Here is a 17,662-nt window from a genome sequence, read left to right as displayed (position 1 = left end):
GCTGTCATTCCCCCTTCGGGGTGAGACGGAGCAACCGGCGCTGCAGCCACGTGACCAGGGCAATCATCGCCATGAAGATGATTGACTGGGCGGCGGCATAGCCGAACTCCGAGTTGGCGAAAGTGCTGTAGATACGGGTGGAGAGGATGTCCAGGGACGCTTTCGGCGGATTGCCGGCGATACCGAGGATTAGGTCGAACGCCTTGAACGACTGGACGGTGGAATAGGCCACCACGATGGACGTGGCGGGTGCCACGAACGGCCAGGTGATCGACTTGAACTGCTGCCATTTGCCGGCGCCGTCCATCTCAGCCGCTTCGTAGAGTTCCCGCGGGATGGCTTGCAGCCCGGCGATGAAGACGACCATCATCTGTCCTGCGTGGAACCAGACCTGTGTCAATGCCACCCAGTACAGCGCCTGCGCGTTGTTCCCCAGGTAGGAGCCCTGCAGGGCTTCCAGGCCTACGGCCCCGAGTACCGAGTTAGCGAGTCCGAAGTTCGGGTCATAAATGAACTTCCAGATGAACGCCACGGACACGGAGGACAGGATGGTGGGGAAGAAGAACAGGGCGCGGAGCAGGATGCCTCCGCGGGAGTTCTTGGTGAGCAGCAGGGCCAGCAGCAGCGAGAACACTGTCTGCGCCACCACCACCAGCAGCACGAACTTCAGGTTGTTCGTCAGCGCGTTGGTAAACAGCGAATCCTTGGTGAACGCGCGGACGAAGTTGTCCATACCCACGTAGTTGAACGCGGCGGAGAAGCCGTTCCAGTCAGTGACGGCGTACTGGAAGGCCTGCAGCGTGGGCATCACCAGGAAGAACGAAATGATGGCCACGGCCGGCAGCGGGAAAAGGTAGAGAGCGGGGTTCACCCGGGTGGGTGAACGGCGGCGCGCCTTCGGGTCGGGGGCGCCGGGACGGCTGTCCGGTGCGCTCCTCTTCGCAGCCGTTCCGGGATGGATACTCATAGCCGTTCGTCAACAATCTTCTGGGCGGCCTCCGCTGCCTGCTCCGGACTGGTGCCGGAGATGACGGCCGTGGCGCTGGCTTCCACGGCATTGCGGACATCCAGGTTCTGGAACTGGAACCGGGCGGCCAGCGCCGTCTTCTTCTCCAGCCAGGGGCTCAGCCGCTTCAGGTCGGGATTGGTGTAATCCACCTTGTCCACGGACACGTGCTGGGCCGTCTCGTTGGCGTAGTAAGCCGCGTTCTCCGGTTCGGAGAGGAAATCGACCCACGCGGCTGCGGCTGCCTGGTTCTTGCTGGCGGCGTTCACGCCCAGGATGAAAGTGGCGTTGTAGACGCCCTCGTACTTGGCATCGCCGCCGGTGGAAGTGTTGGGGAACACCAGCTCGATGGGGAACTGGGCGCCCAGTCCGCGGACAGCGGCGATGTGGTACGAGCCGGTGGCGAGCATGGCGGCCTTGCCCTGGGAAAAGAGGTTCTGCGCCGGCTCCACCGCGGTGCCCGTGGCGTTGGGCTGCAGGTAGGGGACCAGGTCCTTGTACTGTCCGAGCATCTTCAGGAACCAGTCGTCGGTGACCTTCAGCTTGCCCTGCTCGATCTGCGCGCACATGTCATCAACGGGGGCATTGTTGGCGATCATGCAGTTGAACAGCTGGCCGCCGTTTCCGACGTCGCCGCCCGGCCAGGAGATGGGGATAACGCCGGAGGCCGCGAGCTTTTCGCACATCGCCAGGAAAGCCTCCCAGTCCTTGGGTGCAATGTCTGCCCCGGCCTTGTCGAACAGGTCCGCGTTGGCCATGGGCATCGGGAAGACCACCTGGTAGGGGAGGCCCAGTTGGTTGTCCCCGGACTTGCCGGCGGCGAGGAGACCCGGCTGGTAGTTCGACGCCGCCTTGCTGTCCTTCAGATCGGTGTAGATGCCGGCCTCGGTGAAGTTGTTGAACTGGGACCCGCGGAAGGTGGCGAAGGCGTCGCCGATCGAACCGCCGCGCAGCTTCTGCAGTGCCTGCGCGTTGTAGTCGTTGGAGGTGGAAATATCCTGCGCGACTTCGACGCCGTCGTGGAGGGCGGCGAAGCGTTTGATCAGCTCGTCGAACACCACCTTGTCCTCACCGCGCCAGTGCGCAAAGGACACTTTGCCGGTGATGTTCCCGGCGGACGGGGCAACGGCGCCGGCGCTGCCGCCCGGTGCCGTGCTGCCACCGGGGCCCGCGCATGCCGCGGCCGTTGCGCCGAAGCCAAGGGCGCCAAAAACAGTAAGTGCCTGCCTACGTGAAATCTGACTCACAATATTCTCCTCGTTGAGTGTTTGCGTTGCCTTGATGCGGTCTGATGAGGGGGTCACCACTCGGTGACGGGGATCCCCAGGAGGTCAGCCGCGGTGCGGAGCTGGGGACGGATGTCTTTCCACGCCAGGACGGTGTGGTGGGGGAACCCACCCACCACCAGTGAGTTCACGAACGAACTGGCGTCCACGTCGAGCCGGACTTCCGCAGTGTTTCCCTGGAAGTGGTTGGGCGCGGGGATGGATTCTCCGGCGCCGATGAGCAGCCGGAGCCCGCCACCGCCGTCGTTGTTCTCGGTCAGGCGGGCCATGACCACCGGTCCGGTCTTCAGCGGGAAGTTGCCGGCAACGCCGATTTTCCGGTTGCAGTGGGTGAACTGGGTGGCCTCGGCCGGATCGGCCGCCAAGGCCGTAGCCGCCGAGCCGCAGTGCCAGAGCCGCACGCTGTTGTTGTCCGTATTGAGGTCCACCGTGTCCACCAGGTAGGTGGGGCCGGAGCCCAGGGACTGCATCAGCAGCATGGTCACGGCGCCGTAAACGTCGCGCTCGCAGGCCGTGGGTGTCCCTTCGTCTGCGACGCGTGACAGGGAGGAGCACGGGCATACCCCGCGCTGGGTAGGAAATTCCGGCCAGCAGCGGACGGCGATCGCGGACAAGTCCTTGGCAGCTCCCCATTCGCGCATGGCGACTGTGGTGGCGGCGGACCGCGCGACCTCCTCCGCGTTCACGGAGTTGAGGCTGGGCTGGGCGGCGCGGGCGGCCTTTTGCTCGGCGTCGCACTGGGCGGGGGCCACGTCGTCGATCTTGCTGAACATCTCATCGATGCTGAGCTGCTCCACCTGCAGCCCGAAGAGCTTTTCCAGCAGGTCGGGATCAAACTGGCTGGGAGTGAAGCCCGGGGGAGCCTCGGACACGAGTCCCAGGCGCTGGCCCTTCATGCCGAGCAATGACGCGCCCACGGCTTCCGTGTCCTTGGCACGTTCGCCGTGCACTGCTTCCAGAGAGGTGCCGGAGGGCAGTGTGCCGTTGATGGCGTTCCGCAGGACGGCCGCCACGTTGCCCTCATCCGGGTTTCCGTACATCAGCCGGACGCTGCGGCCGGCGCGGACCAGGGCGTGGGCGTACAGGTTGGACCCGCACAGCGAGTTGAGCCAGAGCCTGTCTCCCACCGGTCCCGGTTCGCGGAATGACCACAGGAGAACCGGCTGGTCCAGGTCTGCATACAGCGCCAGCGCCGGGGAGGCGTCGGAGAAGCTGGCGCAGACGTTGACCACCAGGTCGAAGTCCTCCTGCAGGTACGGCAGGGCGGCTTCGATGTCCTCGGGGGTCATGACCAGTTCGCGCGGTCCGAAGACCTCAGCTCCCAGTTCCTCAACCAGTGCGCGGGCGGCTGCGGCGTAGCGGTCGGCGACTTCCACCACGAAAGTGGGCCGCGCCGTCGCGATCATCAGTACGCGCTTCTTGGCGCCGGTGGTGCTCATGCGTTGGTCCGCTGGGAGGCGACGACGTCGTCCACGACGGCGCAGAGGTGCTGCAGCCGCCGGACGGCGTCGGTGGACAGGGAGGCGACGACGTCCGGGGAGCCGATGCAGGATGCCCACACGGCGCGTCCGGAGAGGAAGCCGCTGGCACCTTCGAGGCAGGCCCACCGGACGGCGTCGGGGAAGACGTCCTCAGGGACGCCGGAGGAGAGGACAACCCAGGGGCCGTCGATGGCCCGGGTCAGTTCAGCGCAGGCTGCCCGGACTTCCTGTTCCGGGGCCTGTCCGTGGAACGGCACTTCGGCCTTATACAGGTCGGCTCCCAGGCTGCCCAGTTCCCTGGCCGCGGCCAGGATGCCGGCGTTCCAGTCGAAGTCGTCTCCGGAGAGCGGTTTGCGGGATACAGGTTCGATGATACTGATCAGCCCGGCGGACTTACACAGTTCCACGAACTCGCGGACCATCTGAACCCGGCCCTCGGCAGGCTCATCCGGGCGGTAGAGCACCAGCAACTTGAGTGCTTTCGCGCCCAGGGCGGCATACTTGTGCGGATCAACCAGACGGTCGATGGTTACCTCGCCCACCAGTTCGCCATGCGCGGGTTCGAAGTGGTCGGCTGAAGCGATGAGACCGCAGGCAGGGTCAACCACTCCTGCTTCTATGGCCTGGTCCAGGGCGAACTGCCGGTCAATCAGGACACCGGAAGCGTACGGGGTGAGGATGCGGGCAGCCTCGAGTTTGAAGTCGCGCAGGTCATTGTCGGTGACCGGCGCTTCCTGGTGTTCGGCGATCATGTTGCGCATGGCTTCGCGCTGGTCGACGGCGAGCATTGCGAAGGCGCCTGAGGGGCGCTGGAGGGGTGAAAGGTCTGTGCGGGTCATGGGCTGCTTCTTTCAGCTAGGGGTGTGGTTTGAGGCAAGAACAGGTGTGATGATTTCGCGCGGGATGGCCGAGCGGCCGTCCAGCCCGGCGCAGGAGGCGGAGGCAATCCGGCCGGCGTAGGCTGCGGCGTCGACGAGGGGCAGGCCGGCGGCCACCGCGGCCAGCAGCGCGCCGTGAAAGACGTCGCCGGCGCCGAGGGTCGAGACAATATCGGCAGGCGTTGCCGGTACATGGACCGCCTCGCTGCTGGCGGACTTCACCCAAGCCCCGTCCGCGCCGGCAGTGGCGACGACGGCGGTGGCGCCGTCGTCGATCGCTTTCTGCAGCAGCGTCTCGACCGGCAGGTTCCCGCCGTACTCCGCCTGCAGGCGTTCAACGGTGGGGACATAGAGGGCCACGCCCCGCGGGCTGAAGTTCGGGATGGGGTTGCCCGCGTCGACGCTGAGGTTCAGGTTGGGAATACCCGCTAGGGCGTTCCAGCCGAGGTGGTCCGCATGGACCCACGCTGCGGCGTTGAGCAGTTCCCGGAAGCGTCCGTCCGTGGGGAACTGGACCGGCGGCACCGGCCGGGTGACGATGGCGCGGCTTTCGGAGCGCTTGCTGACGACGATCACGCTGGCACCTGTTTTGACGCCCGGATCGCGGAGCACGGCGGAGGTGTCCACCCCCTCGGCCTGCAGGCCGGCGATGATCCGGTCCCCCTCCTCATCCGTGCCGAGCACCCCGGCGAAGGCGGCATCCGCTCCGGCGCGGGCGGCGGCGACGGCAGCGGTGGCGGCGGGTCCGCCGCCCGCTGTGGCAAAGTCGGTTGCGATGGTGCGGCTGTCCGCCGCGGGGTAGTCCTGGACCAGGGCAATGGAGTCAAGGGTTGCGCAGCCTACGAATAGCAGGGTTCCGGTTGACGGTTGGGACACGTTCCACCTCGTTGTAGTTCCGGTTGTAATGAAGAAATATACACACGCTATGTTGGAATAACAACACTTTCTGTATAGTTCTGTCTGGGATGCAACGCGATCCCATCCTCAACGTAGAGAAACGGAGCAGCTCATGTCATTGCCCACTGCGGAAGCGGTCAGGACCATTCGTTACGGACTCATAGGCGCCGGCCACATGGCCCGGGAACACGTCCGCAACCTTGCCCTGATCCCCGGAAGCCTGATTACCGCCGTGTCGGACCCCCAGCCTTCCTCTCTCGCTGAGACGGTGGAAGAGGTCGGCTACGAGGTGAAGACGTTTTCGGACCACCGTGAGCTCCTGGCGTCAGGCCTCGTTGATGCGCTGGTCATCGCAAGCCCAAACGACACGCACCTGGACATCCTGAAGGACATCTTCTCTCACCAGGTGAAGCTCCCCGTGCTGGTGGAGAAGCCGGTCTGCACCACGGCCGAACAGGCTGACGAACTCGAGTCCCTCGCCGCGGGCTACTCCGCCCCCGTGTGGGTGGCCATGGAGTACCGCTACATGCCTCCGGTGCAGGAGCTCATCCAGGCCGCCCACGGCGGCAAGCTGGGCAACGTATTTATGCTGTCCATCGTGGAGCACCGGTTCCCTTTCCTGCACAAAGTGGATGCGTGGAACCGCTTCGCCGAGCGCACGGGCGGAACCCTGGTGGAGAAGTGCTGCCACTTCTTCGACCTGATGAGGCTGATCCTCCAGGACGAGCCCACCCGTATCTATGCGAGTGGCGGCCACGACGTCAACCACATGGACGAGCTGTACGAAGGCAGGGTGTCGGACATGATCGACAACGCCTACGTTGTGGTGGACTTCAAGAGCGGCCGGCGGGCCATGCTGGAGCTGTCCATGTTCGCCGAAGGATCCAAGTTCCAGGAGCGGATCTCCATCGTGGGCGATGCCGCCAAGATCGAGTGCCTTATCCCCGTCGCCGCCAGCCACTGGATCGAGGGCGATGAATCCGAAGCTGTGGTGGAATTCAGCCCGCGCTCACCGCTGGGCCCTGAAACACACGAGGTCCCTGTGGATGAAGCGGTGCTGGCAGCAGGCGCCCACCACGGCTCCACCTACTACGAGCACCTTGGCTACCGTAAGGCCATTCTGGGGGAGGGCCCGGTGGAAGTTACGGTTGCGGACGGACTGCAGTCGGTGCGCATGGGCCTCGCGGCCGAGCGCTCCATCATTGAAGGACGCCCGGTTGAGCTGCTGAGCGCCAACAGCGCCGTCAGCTGACACGTAAGTTCACAAAGTACATTGGAGCGTGGAGTGAAAATCCCCGCCAGGCCAAATCGTCCGGTTAAGGGACGCAGGGAGAAGGGGACATGAGCATCTCACGTGAAGAGGCGCCGTTGACGCCCCGGCAGCGCACCATACTTGATGAATTGGAGCGGCGGGGGTTCATCTCCACGACCGATCTGGCCGAGACTTTTTCAGTCTCGGACATGACGGTGCGCAGGGACACCCGCCAGCTCTCGCAGCGTGGTCTGGTCCGGGTGGTGCATGGTGGGGTGAGCGCGGTCAACGGGGCCGGGCAGAACGCTGACTTTGCCGCGCGGGTCCGCGAGGACGCGGATGCGAAGCAGCGGGTGGCCCGCGCCTGTGTTTCCCTCATCAGGGAGCGTGACGCCATCATCCTGGATGCCGGCACCACCACGTACCAGATAGCGCAGGAGCTGCCCGCGTCCTTTGCCGGCACCATCATTACGCACTCGGCCCCGGCCATCCAGCGGTGCCTGCAACTGACCTCAGCCCGGACCATTTGTCTTGGCGGGGAGCTGCTTCTGGACAGCCAGGCGTTCAACGGGGACATGACCGTCGCTGCCGTGGCGGGGCTCCGGGCAAAGACCGCATTTATCGGGGTGAGCGGGATCCACGACGAGGCGTTCTATATTGAGCGGGATATAGAACGTGCCACCAAAATTGCGCTGATGAACTCTGCCGAGCAGGTGGTCGTGGTGGCGACCCAGCAGAAGATGCTCAGGTATGCGCTGGCGCGGCTCGCCGGCTTCGAAGCGGCGGATATTCTCGTCACGGATGCTCCGCCGCCGCGGGAAATTGAAGCTGCACTGCGGGCGGCGTCCGTCAAACTGATAGTGGCGCGGTGACGACCCGGCTGGCCGCAGTGAAATCCCCACACAGCTGAAAAGGTGCCGGGCCCGTGGGGCCCGGCACCTTTTTTGCGCTTCGGCGCCTTAGCGGCGAATCATCTCCAGGACACTGTCCCGGACCCGCTGCATGGTTTCCGCGTCCTTGCCTTCGACGTTCAGCCGCAGCAGCGCTTCCGTGTTGGAGGCGCGCACGTTGAACCACCAGTCGCCGGTGACGGCGGCAACGCTCAGGCCGTCAAGCTCATCTACGATGATGCCGCTGGTGCTGTCGAAGCCGGCGCGGACCCGGTCCACGGTGCTGGCGACGCCGTCCACTGAAGAATTGATTTCCCCGCTGGCCGTGTACGGTTCGAATTTTTCGCCAAGTTCAGACAGCGGCAGCGGCTGCTCGCCCAGGGCGGCGAGCACATGCATCGCGGCCAGCATCCCGGTATCCGCGTTGTAGAAGTCGCGGAAGTAGTAGTGCGCCGAGTGCTCGCCGCCGAATACGGCGCCCTCCGCGGCCATTTGGGCCTTGATGAAGGAGTGACCGACGCGGGTGCGCACCGGCCGCCCGCCGGCGGCGGTGACAAACTCGGGTACCGCCTTTGAGGTGATCAGGTTGTGAATGACGGCTGGTTCCGGTGTGCCGGCGGCCTGTGCGCGGGTGATCTCGCGGACCGCGATCAGCGACGTGATGGCAGAGGGGGTCAGCGGCTGGCCCATTTCATCCACCACGAAGCAGCGGTCGGCGTCGCCGTCGAAGGCCAGGCCAAGATCGGCACCGTGTTCGAGGACTGCGGCCTGCAGGTCGCGGAGGTTGTCCGGGTCCAGGGGGTTTGCCGGATGGTTGGGGAAGGTGCCGTCCAACTCGAAGTACAGCGGTATCACTGAGAGGGGCAACGCCGGGAGGATCTGGTCCCCGAGGACTGCGGGGACGGTCAGCCCGGCCATGCCGTTGCCGGCATCCACCACTACTTTGAGGGGGCGGATGCTGCTGAGGTCCACGAGGGAGCGCAGCTTCTCGGCGTAGCCGGTCAGGATGTCGACTTCCGACGTGGTGCCCGGTGATTTGTCGTCCGGGATCCCCTCGGCGAGGTACTGCTGGGCCAGGTCCCTGATCTCGTTGAGTCCGGTTTCGGAGGAAACAGGCACTGCGCCGGCCTGGGCCATCTTGATCCCGTTGTATTCGGCGGGATTGTGGCTCGCGGTGAAGATCGCGCCGGCTGCATCAAAAGCGCCGCAGGCGTAGTAGAGCTCGTCGGTGGAGATCAGGCCGAGGTGCCTGACGTCCGCGCCGCGCTTCGTGGCTCCGGCAGCGAAGGCGGCCGAAAAGGCGGGGGAGGATGGCCGCATGTCCCCGCCGCAGAAGATCGACTGTCCGCTGAGTCCCAGCACATCAACAAAGGCCGCTCCGACAGCCTCGCAGCTCTCCGCGGTGATGCTCTCCCCGACGATGCCGCGCACGTCGTAGGCCTTGAATGCAGCTGACATGTCCATAAGACTCCCGGTGGTTGCTAATGCAAACATAAAATGTTGGATAAACAACATCAGCTTAGCCGGGGTTGGTTTGGGGGCGCGAATCGCCGGGAGGGTGGCGCGGAGTCCTCCCGTCGCATCGAGGTTTAGATGTCGCCGAGCCCGGTGCTGAAGGCGGAGGCAGCAGCAAAATCCCACGCAGACAGTGGGCGGTCACTTAGGGGCCGCCCCTGTCGCCTAAGCAGGGGCAGAGGACCAGGTTTCCCTAGTCCCAGATCCGTGAATCGCGCTTCAACTCGGGCATCCTGTGGACGCAGACGGAAGCAGATGTAACGAACGAAGTGGACTGCCGTTCGCGGTCAGGTGGTCAACGCCGGGATGATGGCGCCCGAGAACACCTGCCAGGCGAGGGCGGTCTTGGCGATGAGGCTGAGCGTGATGTAGACCCGTTCGCCGTAGAGGTAGTCGCGCCACGGACCCACCTGGCGGTACTGGAGCCACTGGTTAATCGCGAAGGTGTTGAAGAACAGGAACAGCGAGACGATGATGCCGTAGACGAAGGCGGGCGGCCCCACCGTGCTCGTCGACCCGGGGGAAAGGAAGTAGATCAGGATCGCGATCCAGGGCACCACCCCGGCCATGGACCCCATAATGAAGGGCAGGAAATTGCCGCTGCCAGGCTTCTCGTATTTTTCCTGCAGCGCACCGAAGCCGATCATCGCCGCATTGGCGGCGAAGAGTGAGACCAGGGCGGCGATGTCGGTGATCCCCGTCGTCTGGGCGATGAGCCAGATCATCACGGATGAACTGAGTGAGTATTCGACCCAGCGGAAGTAGTTGTGGTTCGCTCGAAGCCCGGCACCGTAGCGCGGGAAGAAAAGGGGCGATGCTACGGCGAAGTGGAACAGTGCGGAGAGGGCGAGGAACACGACAACACCCGCACCCACGTTGACGGCAAAGAGTTCCACGCGCTCAGGTGGCACCGGGAAGCCAGGAGGACCCGCCAAGTAGTCCGCGGTTACACCGAACGTGACCTGGTTGCTCAGCATGGTGAGGATGACCGCAAAGCCGATGGCCTGGACCAAGTGAAGAGACCCGGCCACAAGGTTGTAAGGGCGAAGACGGCGGATGCGCTCGTCGGTGGTCCGGGTTGTGCGCGCCATGGGTGCTCCTCGATGAGCGGACGAACAGTCTGTGCTGCCCACGATAGCAGTCAGGCGCCCGCGCGTGGCCGTACATCCGCCTGACTACGCAAGCCCGAGGTCTGCCCGCTCCCACGCCGGGCCGTCAGGCCGAGCGGGCAGTAGCCACGGCATCTTGACACGCTCGGAACACCGGAATAGGTTCTGACTTAACAGGGCATCTCGCCCGTTCCACTACTTTTTCCACAGTCTTCCTCGGCACTCCGCGCGGTGCTCGCTTCCCGGAATGGCAGCCTGACGGCGTGGGTTCGTGCGGCATGCCCGGTCAAGGCGCTGGGGGTCCCATTCGGTCTCTCGTCTGCAAGGAGTCGGAAATGTCTGAAGGTTTTGGACTGATAGAGCGGTTTTACAAGGACGTACTAGAGAGCGGAAACCTCGCCCTCGTCGATGAGTTGGCAACGGAAAGCTATGTCGATCACGAGGAGGGGCTCCCGGGACAACCGGCCGGCAGGGACGGGGTTAGGTACTTCGCGAACACGATGCGGTCGGCTTTCCCGGACATCAAGGTCAAAGAGATCGCGCCCTCAATGAGCGCCGGAAACATGGAGGCGTGCCACGTAATCCTGACGGGCACCCATCGTGGCGAACTCGCCGGCATCCCGGCAACGGGCAAGACCGTCGAGTTCGACTGCACCGACATCATCCGCGTCGAAGAAGGCAAGGTAGCCGAGCACTGGGGCACCACTGACAACATGAGTATCATGCGGCAGATCGGCGCCATGGCTATGGCCTGAGAAAAAGCGAAGCACGACGGCGGCCGGAACAGCCGCCGTCGGGCATCCAAGGAGGCTGTCCCCGAGTCCCGGCCGGAAACCCGGACAGCCTTCTGCGTCAGCTACGACTGGGGCGTTGCTCCGGGGCCTCCCCAGCACCTCTCACCCTGATGCCATGCACCCCTAATTCCGGAGGCCCAAGCGGTCCATAATGGCCACATAAGCTTCGGGGACCCCTCGCGCCGGTGATGGGTGGCGCGGCGTTGAAGAGTCCTATGTGGCTGCCCCGGCTCGGCGCAAGGGGCGGTCACGGACTCCGGACGAGGATTCCGGGGACCGACACCGGGGGGAGCAACGCCATCGCTGCGAACATCAACGCACAGAAGGGAATCATCATGCTCAAGGACTCAAATATCATGGCTGTCCTCCCCGCGAAGGACATCTACAGGGCAATGGAGTTCTACCGGGACAAGATGGGGATCGAGCCCGCCGAAACCATGGAGGACGGCAGCGCGTTGTACCGCTGCAGCCAAGGAACGAGCTTCCTTGTCTACCAGACAGACAATGCCGGGACAGCCAAGAACACCCAGATGGGCTGGGAAACGGACAACATCGAACGCGAGATGGAGGAACTGCGGGGCCGCGGCGTCGTCTTTGAAGAGTACGATTTTCCCGGCCTGAAGACGGAGAACGGCATTGCCACCAGCGATTGGGGGAAGGCGTCCTGGTTCCTGGACAGCGAGGGCAACATTCTCAACATCTCCCAGCGCGCATAGGTCGGGGCCTGGCGCCGATAAGGGAGTGAAGCACCGCTGCCGCTGGCAACGGAGCAGACGGGAACCGGCTCCCGCTTTCAAAGCGGGAGCCGGTTCCCGCCTGGTTGCCAGCGTTCAGAGCGCGGGCACCTGCGCTGCCCAGGTCGACGGCGGCATTACGCACAATTGGCGTATTGGTCTGGGGTCGGCATCCGATAATGCCGGAAACAAGCCCAACAAGGGTCCGAAAGACAATCAGGTTCTCAGCCTGGCTGCGGTGATGGAGGTACTGGTGTCCTGGCTGCACGGCCGGGGTTTGCCGCTGGGCTACGGCGCGGCCTTGAGGATCTACCGGGGCGCTTGACCCAAACGGTTCGCCGACGGCGGCCCGCGCGGCGTCCAGCGGAGACGGCTCAGGGCCGCCCTCCGCTTGACGCCGGAGCAGAGGCACGCGGCGTCACGGATTCTGCCAGGACGCCGCTGACGAAACGCAGGATTTCCTCGCCCGCCAGGACACCGGACGCCGACGTCACCGTCAGCGCCGGCGCGGCGCCCAGCTCGAAAAATACTGCCCGCGCCGCCTCACGTTCCAGCCGGTTGGATTCCCCGTCGCCGAGCGCGGCGCACAGCTTGGCCAGGAGGGCGCGGCAGTGGGCCGCCTCGAAGGGTGCGTCGAGGCTGAGTCAGCGGGACCAGGGCAGCCGCTGGGTCGCCTTCGTGGAACAGTGAAGCGGCCTGGGACTGCTCGGCGAGGGCGTGCAGCAGGGGCATGCCGATCGAGGCGCACAACGAGATCAGCTCCTCCACCGCGGCCCGGGCTGCCGGTGCGTCGCCTGCTGCCAGTTCGATCTCCACCCGGGCGGCGGGCATACGGCGCGGCGGTAGGCGGGATCGATGCCGTCCATGTCCTGCGGCGGAAAACTGGTCTCCTGAGCATGCAGGTAGCAGGCCTCGGCGGCGTCGAAGTCGACCGGGAGCCGGTGGATTTCGGGGTGGTCTGCCAGGGTTAGCTGGCAGCCGCCGGAACAGACTCGCTGTCGCGTAAGGCAGGAGTGCTGCTGCGGCGCCAGTAAGCTGCGAGTACCGCACCGGAAACGTTATGCCAGACTGAGAAAATAGCCCCCGGCAAAGCCGCTTCGGGAGTCAGATACTGCCGTGCCAAACCTGCTGCAAGGCCTGAATTCTGCATGCCGACCTCAATCGCAGTGGTACGCCTGGAGGGAATCGGGAGCCGGAATAAACGGGCTGCAGCGTAGCCGAGGGCATACCCCAGTCCATTGTGCAGAATTACGGCCGCGAGAACCAGAAGTCCGGCTGCGAAAATGGCCTTTGCGCTTCCGGCAACCACCGCAACCACCACAGCGGTGATAGCGAGTACCGAAATCCAGGGAAGGGCAGGCAGCGCACGGTTGACGAGCCGCGGCAGGAAGAATCGAAATAAAAGTCCCAGCAGCACTGGGAAGAGCACGATCTGGACGATGGACCACGCCATCGAACCGGCGTCCACCGGCATGTACTGACCGGCCAGCCACAATGCCAGCACCGGGGTCAGCAGCGGAGCAAGCAGAGTTGAAACGGTCGTCATGGCGACGGACAAAGCGACGTCACCCCTAGCCAGGTAGGAAACGACGTTAGAAGCCGTTCCGCCGGGGCAGCAGCCCACCAGGATGACGCCCGCGGCCAGGGCAGGGGGTAGCCCCAGCGCCGCTGCGATCAACCAGCCCAGGAACGGCATGATGGCATATTGCGCAACAACTCCGATCACCACCGGGATAGGGCGTTTGGCAATGACGGCGAAGTCAGGGGGCGTGAGTGTTAGCCCCATGCCGAACATGATGAGTCCCAAGAGGGGGTTAATCCAGGGGGCCAGCCCTGTAAAGGCTGTTGGGGCGGCAAGCGCTACGGCTCCTCCGGCCAGGATAAGCACGGGAAAAAGAGTGACTGCGACACGGGCGCTGCGTTCTTCAGCGGCTGATGACGTCTTTGACGATTCGGATAAGGAAGACATACCTACCGGATTAGCACAGTGCGGGTTGGGTTTCAGAATCAGCGTGTACTGATGACGCAGGCGGGGCGATGTTCGTCATCGATATTACGCAAGAGAAGAACCAATTCTTTCGGATGTTCGAGATACGTTGCCGTAAATTCTAAAGGTCGACAAACAGCGGAGAGAGCGGACCGGGCAGCACTCCCACAATGCTTGCCGGAAATAGAGCCCCCTTTGGATAAAGATGGGTTCGGACTCCGGGGTGTCAGTCCCCGGTTCGGGCGGCGCAGTGATGGCACGGGATTGCAGGATGACCAACCCGTGGGCGGCGGCGCGGATTTCGAGCGTAACGGGATACGCAGGTGAGAACCCGTGCCATCGCTTTCGGTAATGACTTGAGACTCGATCCGAGTCGTGGAGCCCGCTGGTGGTGAGGCTCAGCTGATCCGGAACATTTTCCCCGACGCGGGCATGTGGATCAGGGTCTCGACGACGGGACGCCCGGTGATCGACTGGATCGCTGCGGCATAGCCACGCATCTGGCCAACGTACTTGTCCTTGATATGGCCAACGGGGTCCTTGCCCGGATAGGACTTGTGATCCACCAGCACGTATCCGGCAGGTGTCTCCAGCAGAAGGTCGATACATCCTTCCATCAGCTGGTTGTCTGCGTTGCGCCAGGCTACGGACTGTTCCGTAATGACTGTCGCGCCGGGGTACTGCTCGGCGAAAAACGCGAGCATCCGGTCGCCGGCTTCCACCACCACGGCCGCGTCGACGGCGGACGCAGCGGTCCAGCGGTCCAGGAGCCGTTGCGCCGCCAGAAGCCGGACGGCGGTGTCTATCCCGGCAAGCGGCAGGGCGAAATAGCCAAGGATGGCAGAGCCCACGTGGTCCCAGTTGGCGGCTCCGCGCGGACAGTCCGTCGGCGAATTCCCGGGCGGCGCTCCCATCGCCGGCTGCTGGCCCATCGGCGGGCTCGTAGCTGAAGGCTTCCACGGAGAGTCTGCGTTCGCCGTCGCGGCCCTGGACGAGCAGCGTTCCGTCGTTGCCGGCGCCTACGGTCCATTCCACGATCGGTCCGGACGCGAGGGTGTTCAGCGATGCCGGGGCCGGGTTGGCCGCTGCCAGGCAGGTCACGCTGACTGAGCGGGTCAGACCCGCGTAGAGTACCCGCGCGGAGTCGGCCTGGCGCCGGGCCAGAACTTGCCGGGCGACAGCGGAAGCGTCCGCCGCCGCGGAGAGCGGTTTGAAGCCCTTGCCACCAAACGGCCACGCCCAGAAGCGGATCCACCGCCCGGCAAGGGGGTCCCGGACATCGATCTCGCCGACACCTTCAACCGCCACACCCCAGGGCGCCGCTGCAACAGCGGTGTCGAGGCTGGCCAGAACCACGGCGGGCCATTCCAGGCCCTTGGCCTTGTGATAGGTCAGCACATCAACGACGTCGTCGCCGAAGTTCTCACTGCCGGCGCTGTCGGCGTCGGCAAGGAACTTCAGCGAGCCGCCCAGCGTGACCGGCTTGGAAAGCGCAGCACACGATTCGTAGTAGCGCTCCAGCAGGGTGCGCAGCGCATCGAGATTCTTCAGCCGCGTTCCGGGGTTGCTCCACGATTTGATGAGGCGGGCAACGCCGAGCCGGGCCGTGACTTCCTCCATGATTTCCGTGGCACGTTGAAGAACAGCGGGATGATCTGGTCCACGGCGCGCCACCGGGAGCGGCTGCTGACGCCGATCCGCGGCAGTCCGCGCAGCTGCAGTTCCTGGTCTAGCAACGCCGCGCTGGCGGAAGCGACGACGGCCGAGCGGTCCGTGCCGGAATCGTCGTCGCAGGCGAGCCACCGGGCCGTGTGCTCGGCGGCTTCCCATTCGGTTTTGGCGACGAGCACGGTCACCTCGCCCACCGGCCCGGGACGGGGAACCGGCTCCTGATGTTCACTCCGTGCCGTTCGAGGGCGTCGACCAGGCGGCCCCAGATAGCGGGAAACGAGCTCCGGGGGTGCTGGAGTTCAAGCCGGGTTATTCCCAGCGGCCAGTTCGACGTGGCATCGCTCTCGAGCTCGTGAACGAGTTCCAGTGGATAGTCGGCGAATGCCCGGTCGAGGGGAAGGTGGCTCTGTTACAGGGAAGCGAGGGCATTCAGCTTGGCGCTTGGTTCATCCGGTGCCAAGCCGGTCCAGCCGTTGACGACGAGCTCGTCGCGCAGGTTCAGCAGGTCGATGGCCTTGGACCACGGGTCGACGGCGAAAGATCCATGGAACCAGGCCGCCGGGGTGTCCTGTTCCGCGAGCCTGGCCATGTATCGCCGGATCCGTGTCGAGTGGCGGGCATCGGGTCCGGCGAGCCCAAGTCTGGTCTGCAGGAGCTGGGTCGAGCCCGCCGAAATCCCGGGGGTCTCCACGGGCTCGACGGGCTCGACCGGCGGGCGGGGCTCGACGCGCCTACGGGGCGTCGATGAAGCCGTCCGCCACGTACAGCGCGCGGTCCAGGATCGCCAGGCCCTCGCGCAGGTCCTCCTCGCTGATGTTCAGCGCCGGCACCACGTGGAGGCGGTTGAAGTTCGCGAACGGCAGCAGCCCGTTGTCCTTGCAGAACGCGACGACGGCGTCCATCGCCGGGCTGGAGGATCCGTATGGGGCCAGCGGCTCGCGCGTCCCGCGGTCTTTGACCAGCTCGATCGCCCAGAACATCCCGACGCCGCGGACCTCGCCGACGGACGGGTGGCGGGCGGCCAGGTCCTCGAGCGCCGGCCGGACCACGCGTTCGCCGAGCTCGGCGGCGTTTTCCACCATGCGCTCGTCGGCCATGGCGTTGATGGTCGCGACGGCCGCCGCGCAGGCCAGCGGGTGGCCCGAGTAGGTCAGTCCGCCCGGGTACGCCCGCTCGCGGAAAGTGTCGAACACCGCGCCGGAGATCGCGACGCCGCCGAGCGGCACGTAGCCCGAGTTCACGCCCTTCGCGAAGGCCAGCAGATCCGGGACCACGTCCCAGTGGTCGACAGCGAACCACTTGCCGGTGCGCCCGAAGCCGGCCATGACCTCGTCGGCGATGTACATAATCCCGTACTTGCGGGTCAGCTCCCGAACCCCGGCCATGTACCCGGCGGGCGGGACCATGATGCCCGCCGTGCCCGGCACCGATTCGAGGAGCAGCGCCGCGATGTTGGCCGCTCCCTCGAACTGGATGATGTCCTCCAGATGGCGCAGCGCCCGCTCCGTCTCCTCGGCCTCGGTGGCCGCGTGGAAGGAGGAGCGGTAGAGGAACGGCGCGAAGAAGTGCACGACGCCGGAATCCCCGTAGTCGTTGGCGATCCGCCGCGGGTCGCCGGTCGCGTTGATCGCCAGGTGCGTGCCGCCGTGGTAGCTGCGGTACGCCGAGAGCACCTTCTTGCGCCCGGTGTGCAGGCGCGCCATGCGGATCGCGTGCTCGACGGCGTCCGCCCCGCCGTTGGTGAAGAACACGTGGTCCAGGTCCCCGGGGGTCAGTCCGGCGATGAGCCGGGCGGCCTCGGAGCGGGCGTCGTTGGCGTGCTGCGGCGCGATGGTGCACAGCTTGCCGGCCTGCTCCTGGATCGCGGCGACGACCTTCGGGTGCTGGTGGCCGATGTTCGTGTTGACCAGCTGCGACGAGAAGTCCAGCAGCCGCCGTCCCTCGCCGTCCCAGAGGCGGGTGCCCTCCGCCTTAACCACGGTCATGGGGTTGATCTTGTCCTGGGCGGACCAGGAGTGGAACACGTGCGCGCGGTCCAGCTCGTGGGCCCGGCGCCCGGCGGCCAGCTCGGCCTCCGTGGGCCCGATGCCCGCGGAACCGGCGCCGGTGGTGGTGGAAGTCAGTGTCTCGGTCATGGTGCTCCTTCGGGGCGCGGTGTAGGT

The 17,662-nt window shown here is 65.2% G+C and carries 16 protein-coding genes; 4 read left to right on the top strand and 12 right to left on the bottom strand.

The window, feature by feature from the left end; genetic code table 11:
- Positions 1 to 4: 4 nt before the first annotated feature.
- Genes ABIB29_RS09235 through ABIB29_RS09215 form a run of 5 tightly spaced genes read right to left on the bottom strand, consistent with a single transcriptional unit; the run spans position 5 to position 5,527 of the window.
- Complete coding sequence (locus tag ABIB29_RS09235; protein WP_354172103.1) at positions 5 to 967, bottom strand: carbohydrate ABC transporter permease; 963 nt, start codon at positions 965 to 967, stop codon at positions 5 to 7.
- A complete protein-coding gene (locus tag ABIB29_RS09230) occupies positions 964 to 2,253 on the bottom strand; it encodes an ABC transporter substrate-binding protein (RefSeq protein ID WP_354172101.1) in 1,290 nt (429 codons plus the stop codon). Before ABIB29_RS09230 ends, ABIB29_RS09235 begins: the two co-directional genes overlap by 4 nt.
- A gap of 53 nt (positions 2,254 to 2,306) precedes the next feature.
- A complete protein-coding gene (locus ABIB29_RS09225) occupies positions 2,307 to 3,731 on the bottom strand; it encodes a hypothetical protein (protein WP_354172099.1) in 1,425 nt (474 codons plus the stop codon).
- Positions 3,728 to 4,612 (bottom strand): aldolase, encoded by an 885-nt coding sequence (locus tag ABIB29_RS09220; protein WP_354172098.1) that lies wholly within the window; start codon positions 4,610 to 4,612, stop codon positions 3,728 to 3,730. Before ABIB29_RS09220 ends, ABIB29_RS09225 begins: the two co-directional genes overlap by 4 nt.
- Positions 4,613 to 4,624: 12 nt before the next feature.
- A complete protein-coding gene (locus ABIB29_RS09215; protein ID WP_354172096.1) occupies positions 4,625 to 5,527 on the bottom strand; it encodes a PfkB family carbohydrate kinase in 903 nt (300 codons plus the stop codon).
- 133 nt (positions 5,528 to 5,660) lie between these two features.
- Between ABIB29_RS09215 and ABIB29_RS09210 the strand changes: the two genes are divergently transcribed.
- Both ABIB29_RS09210 and ABIB29_RS09205 read left to right on the top strand, forming a co-directional pair.
- Complete coding sequence (locus ABIB29_RS09210; protein WP_354172094.1) at positions 5,661 to 6,800, top strand: Gfo/Idh/MocA family protein; 1,140 nt, start codon at positions 5,661 to 5,663, stop codon at positions 6,798 to 6,800.
- Between the two features lie 89 nt (positions 6,801 to 6,889).
- Complete coding sequence (locus ABIB29_RS09205; RefSeq protein WP_354172092.1) at positions 6,890 to 7,672, top strand: DeoR/GlpR family DNA-binding transcription regulator; 783 nt, start codon at positions 6,890 to 6,892, stop codon at positions 7,670 to 7,672.
- Between the two features lie 87 nt (positions 7,673 to 7,759).
- On the opposite strand, the gene ABIB29_RS09200 is transcribed toward ABIB29_RS09205, so the two are convergent.
- A complete protein-coding gene (locus ABIB29_RS09200; protein ID WP_354172090.1) occupies positions 7,760 to 9,154 on the bottom strand; it encodes a phosphomannomutase/phosphoglucomutase in 1,395 nt (464 codons plus the stop codon).
- 338 nt (positions 9,155 to 9,492) lie between these two features.
- Positions 9,493 to 10,296: a heliorhodopsin HeR gene (gene heR, locus ABIB29_RS09195; protein WP_354172088.1), complete on the bottom strand. Its 804-nt coding sequence runs from the start codon at positions 10,294 to 10,296 to the stop codon at positions 9,493 to 9,495.
- Positions 10,297 to 10,649: 353 nt separating this feature from the next.
- Between heR and ABIB29_RS09190 the strand changes: the two genes are divergently transcribed.
- Positions 10,650 to 11,069: an ester cyclase gene (locus ABIB29_RS09190; protein WP_354172086.1), complete on the top strand. Its 420-nt coding sequence runs from the start codon at positions 10,650 to 10,652 to the stop codon at positions 11,067 to 11,069.
- 374 nt (positions 11,070 to 11,443) lie between these two features.
- Entirely contained in the window at positions 11,444 to 11,824 is a 381-nt protein-coding gene (locus ABIB29_RS09185) for a VOC family protein (RefSeq protein ID WP_354172085.1), read from the top strand.
- Positions 11,825 to 12,809: 985 nt separating this feature from the next.
- On the opposite strand, the gene ABIB29_RS09180 is transcribed toward ABIB29_RS09185, so the two are convergent.
- The 5 genes from ABIB29_RS09180 to ABIB29_RS09160 all read right to left on the bottom strand — a co-directional run bounded on the left by ABIB29_RS09180 (position 12,810) and on the right by ABIB29_RS09160 (position 17,635).
- Complete coding sequence (locus tag ABIB29_RS09180) at positions 12,810 to 13,811, bottom strand: bile acid:sodium symporter family protein (RefSeq protein ID WP_354172083.1); 1,002 nt, start codon at positions 13,809 to 13,811, stop codon at positions 12,810 to 12,812.
- A 416-nt stretch (positions 13,812 to 14,227) separates the two neighbouring features.
- The gene (locus ABIB29_RS09175) at positions 14,228 to 14,761 is read right to left on the bottom strand and encodes a hypothetical protein (protein WP_354172081.1); all 534 of its coding nucleotides are present in this window, start codon (positions 14,759 to 14,761) and stop codon (positions 14,228 to 14,230) included.
- Between the two features lie 615 nt (positions 14,762 to 15,376).
- The gene (locus ABIB29_RS09170) at positions 15,377 to 15,685 is read right to left on the bottom strand and encodes a hypothetical protein (RefSeq protein WP_354172079.1); all 309 of its coding nucleotides are present in this window, start codon (positions 15,683 to 15,685) and stop codon (positions 15,377 to 15,379) included.
- Between the two features lie 224 nt (positions 15,686 to 15,909).
- Entirely contained in the window at positions 15,910 to 16,191 is a 282-nt protein-coding gene (locus tag ABIB29_RS09165) for a hypothetical protein (protein WP_354172078.1), read from the bottom strand.
- 40 nt (positions 16,192 to 16,231) lie between these two features.
- Complete coding sequence (locus ABIB29_RS09160) at positions 16,232 to 17,635, bottom strand: aspartate aminotransferase family protein (protein WP_354172076.1); 1,404 nt, start codon at positions 17,633 to 17,635, stop codon at positions 16,232 to 16,234.
- Positions 17,636 to 17,662 lie beyond the last annotated feature (27 nt).

Source organism: Arthrobacter sp. UYEF36, assembly GCF_040547025.1.
Lineage (GTDB): Bacteria > Actinomycetota > Actinomycetes > Actinomycetales > Micrococcaceae > Arthrobacter.
This window is presented reverse-complemented; position numbering and strand designations above follow the sequence as displayed.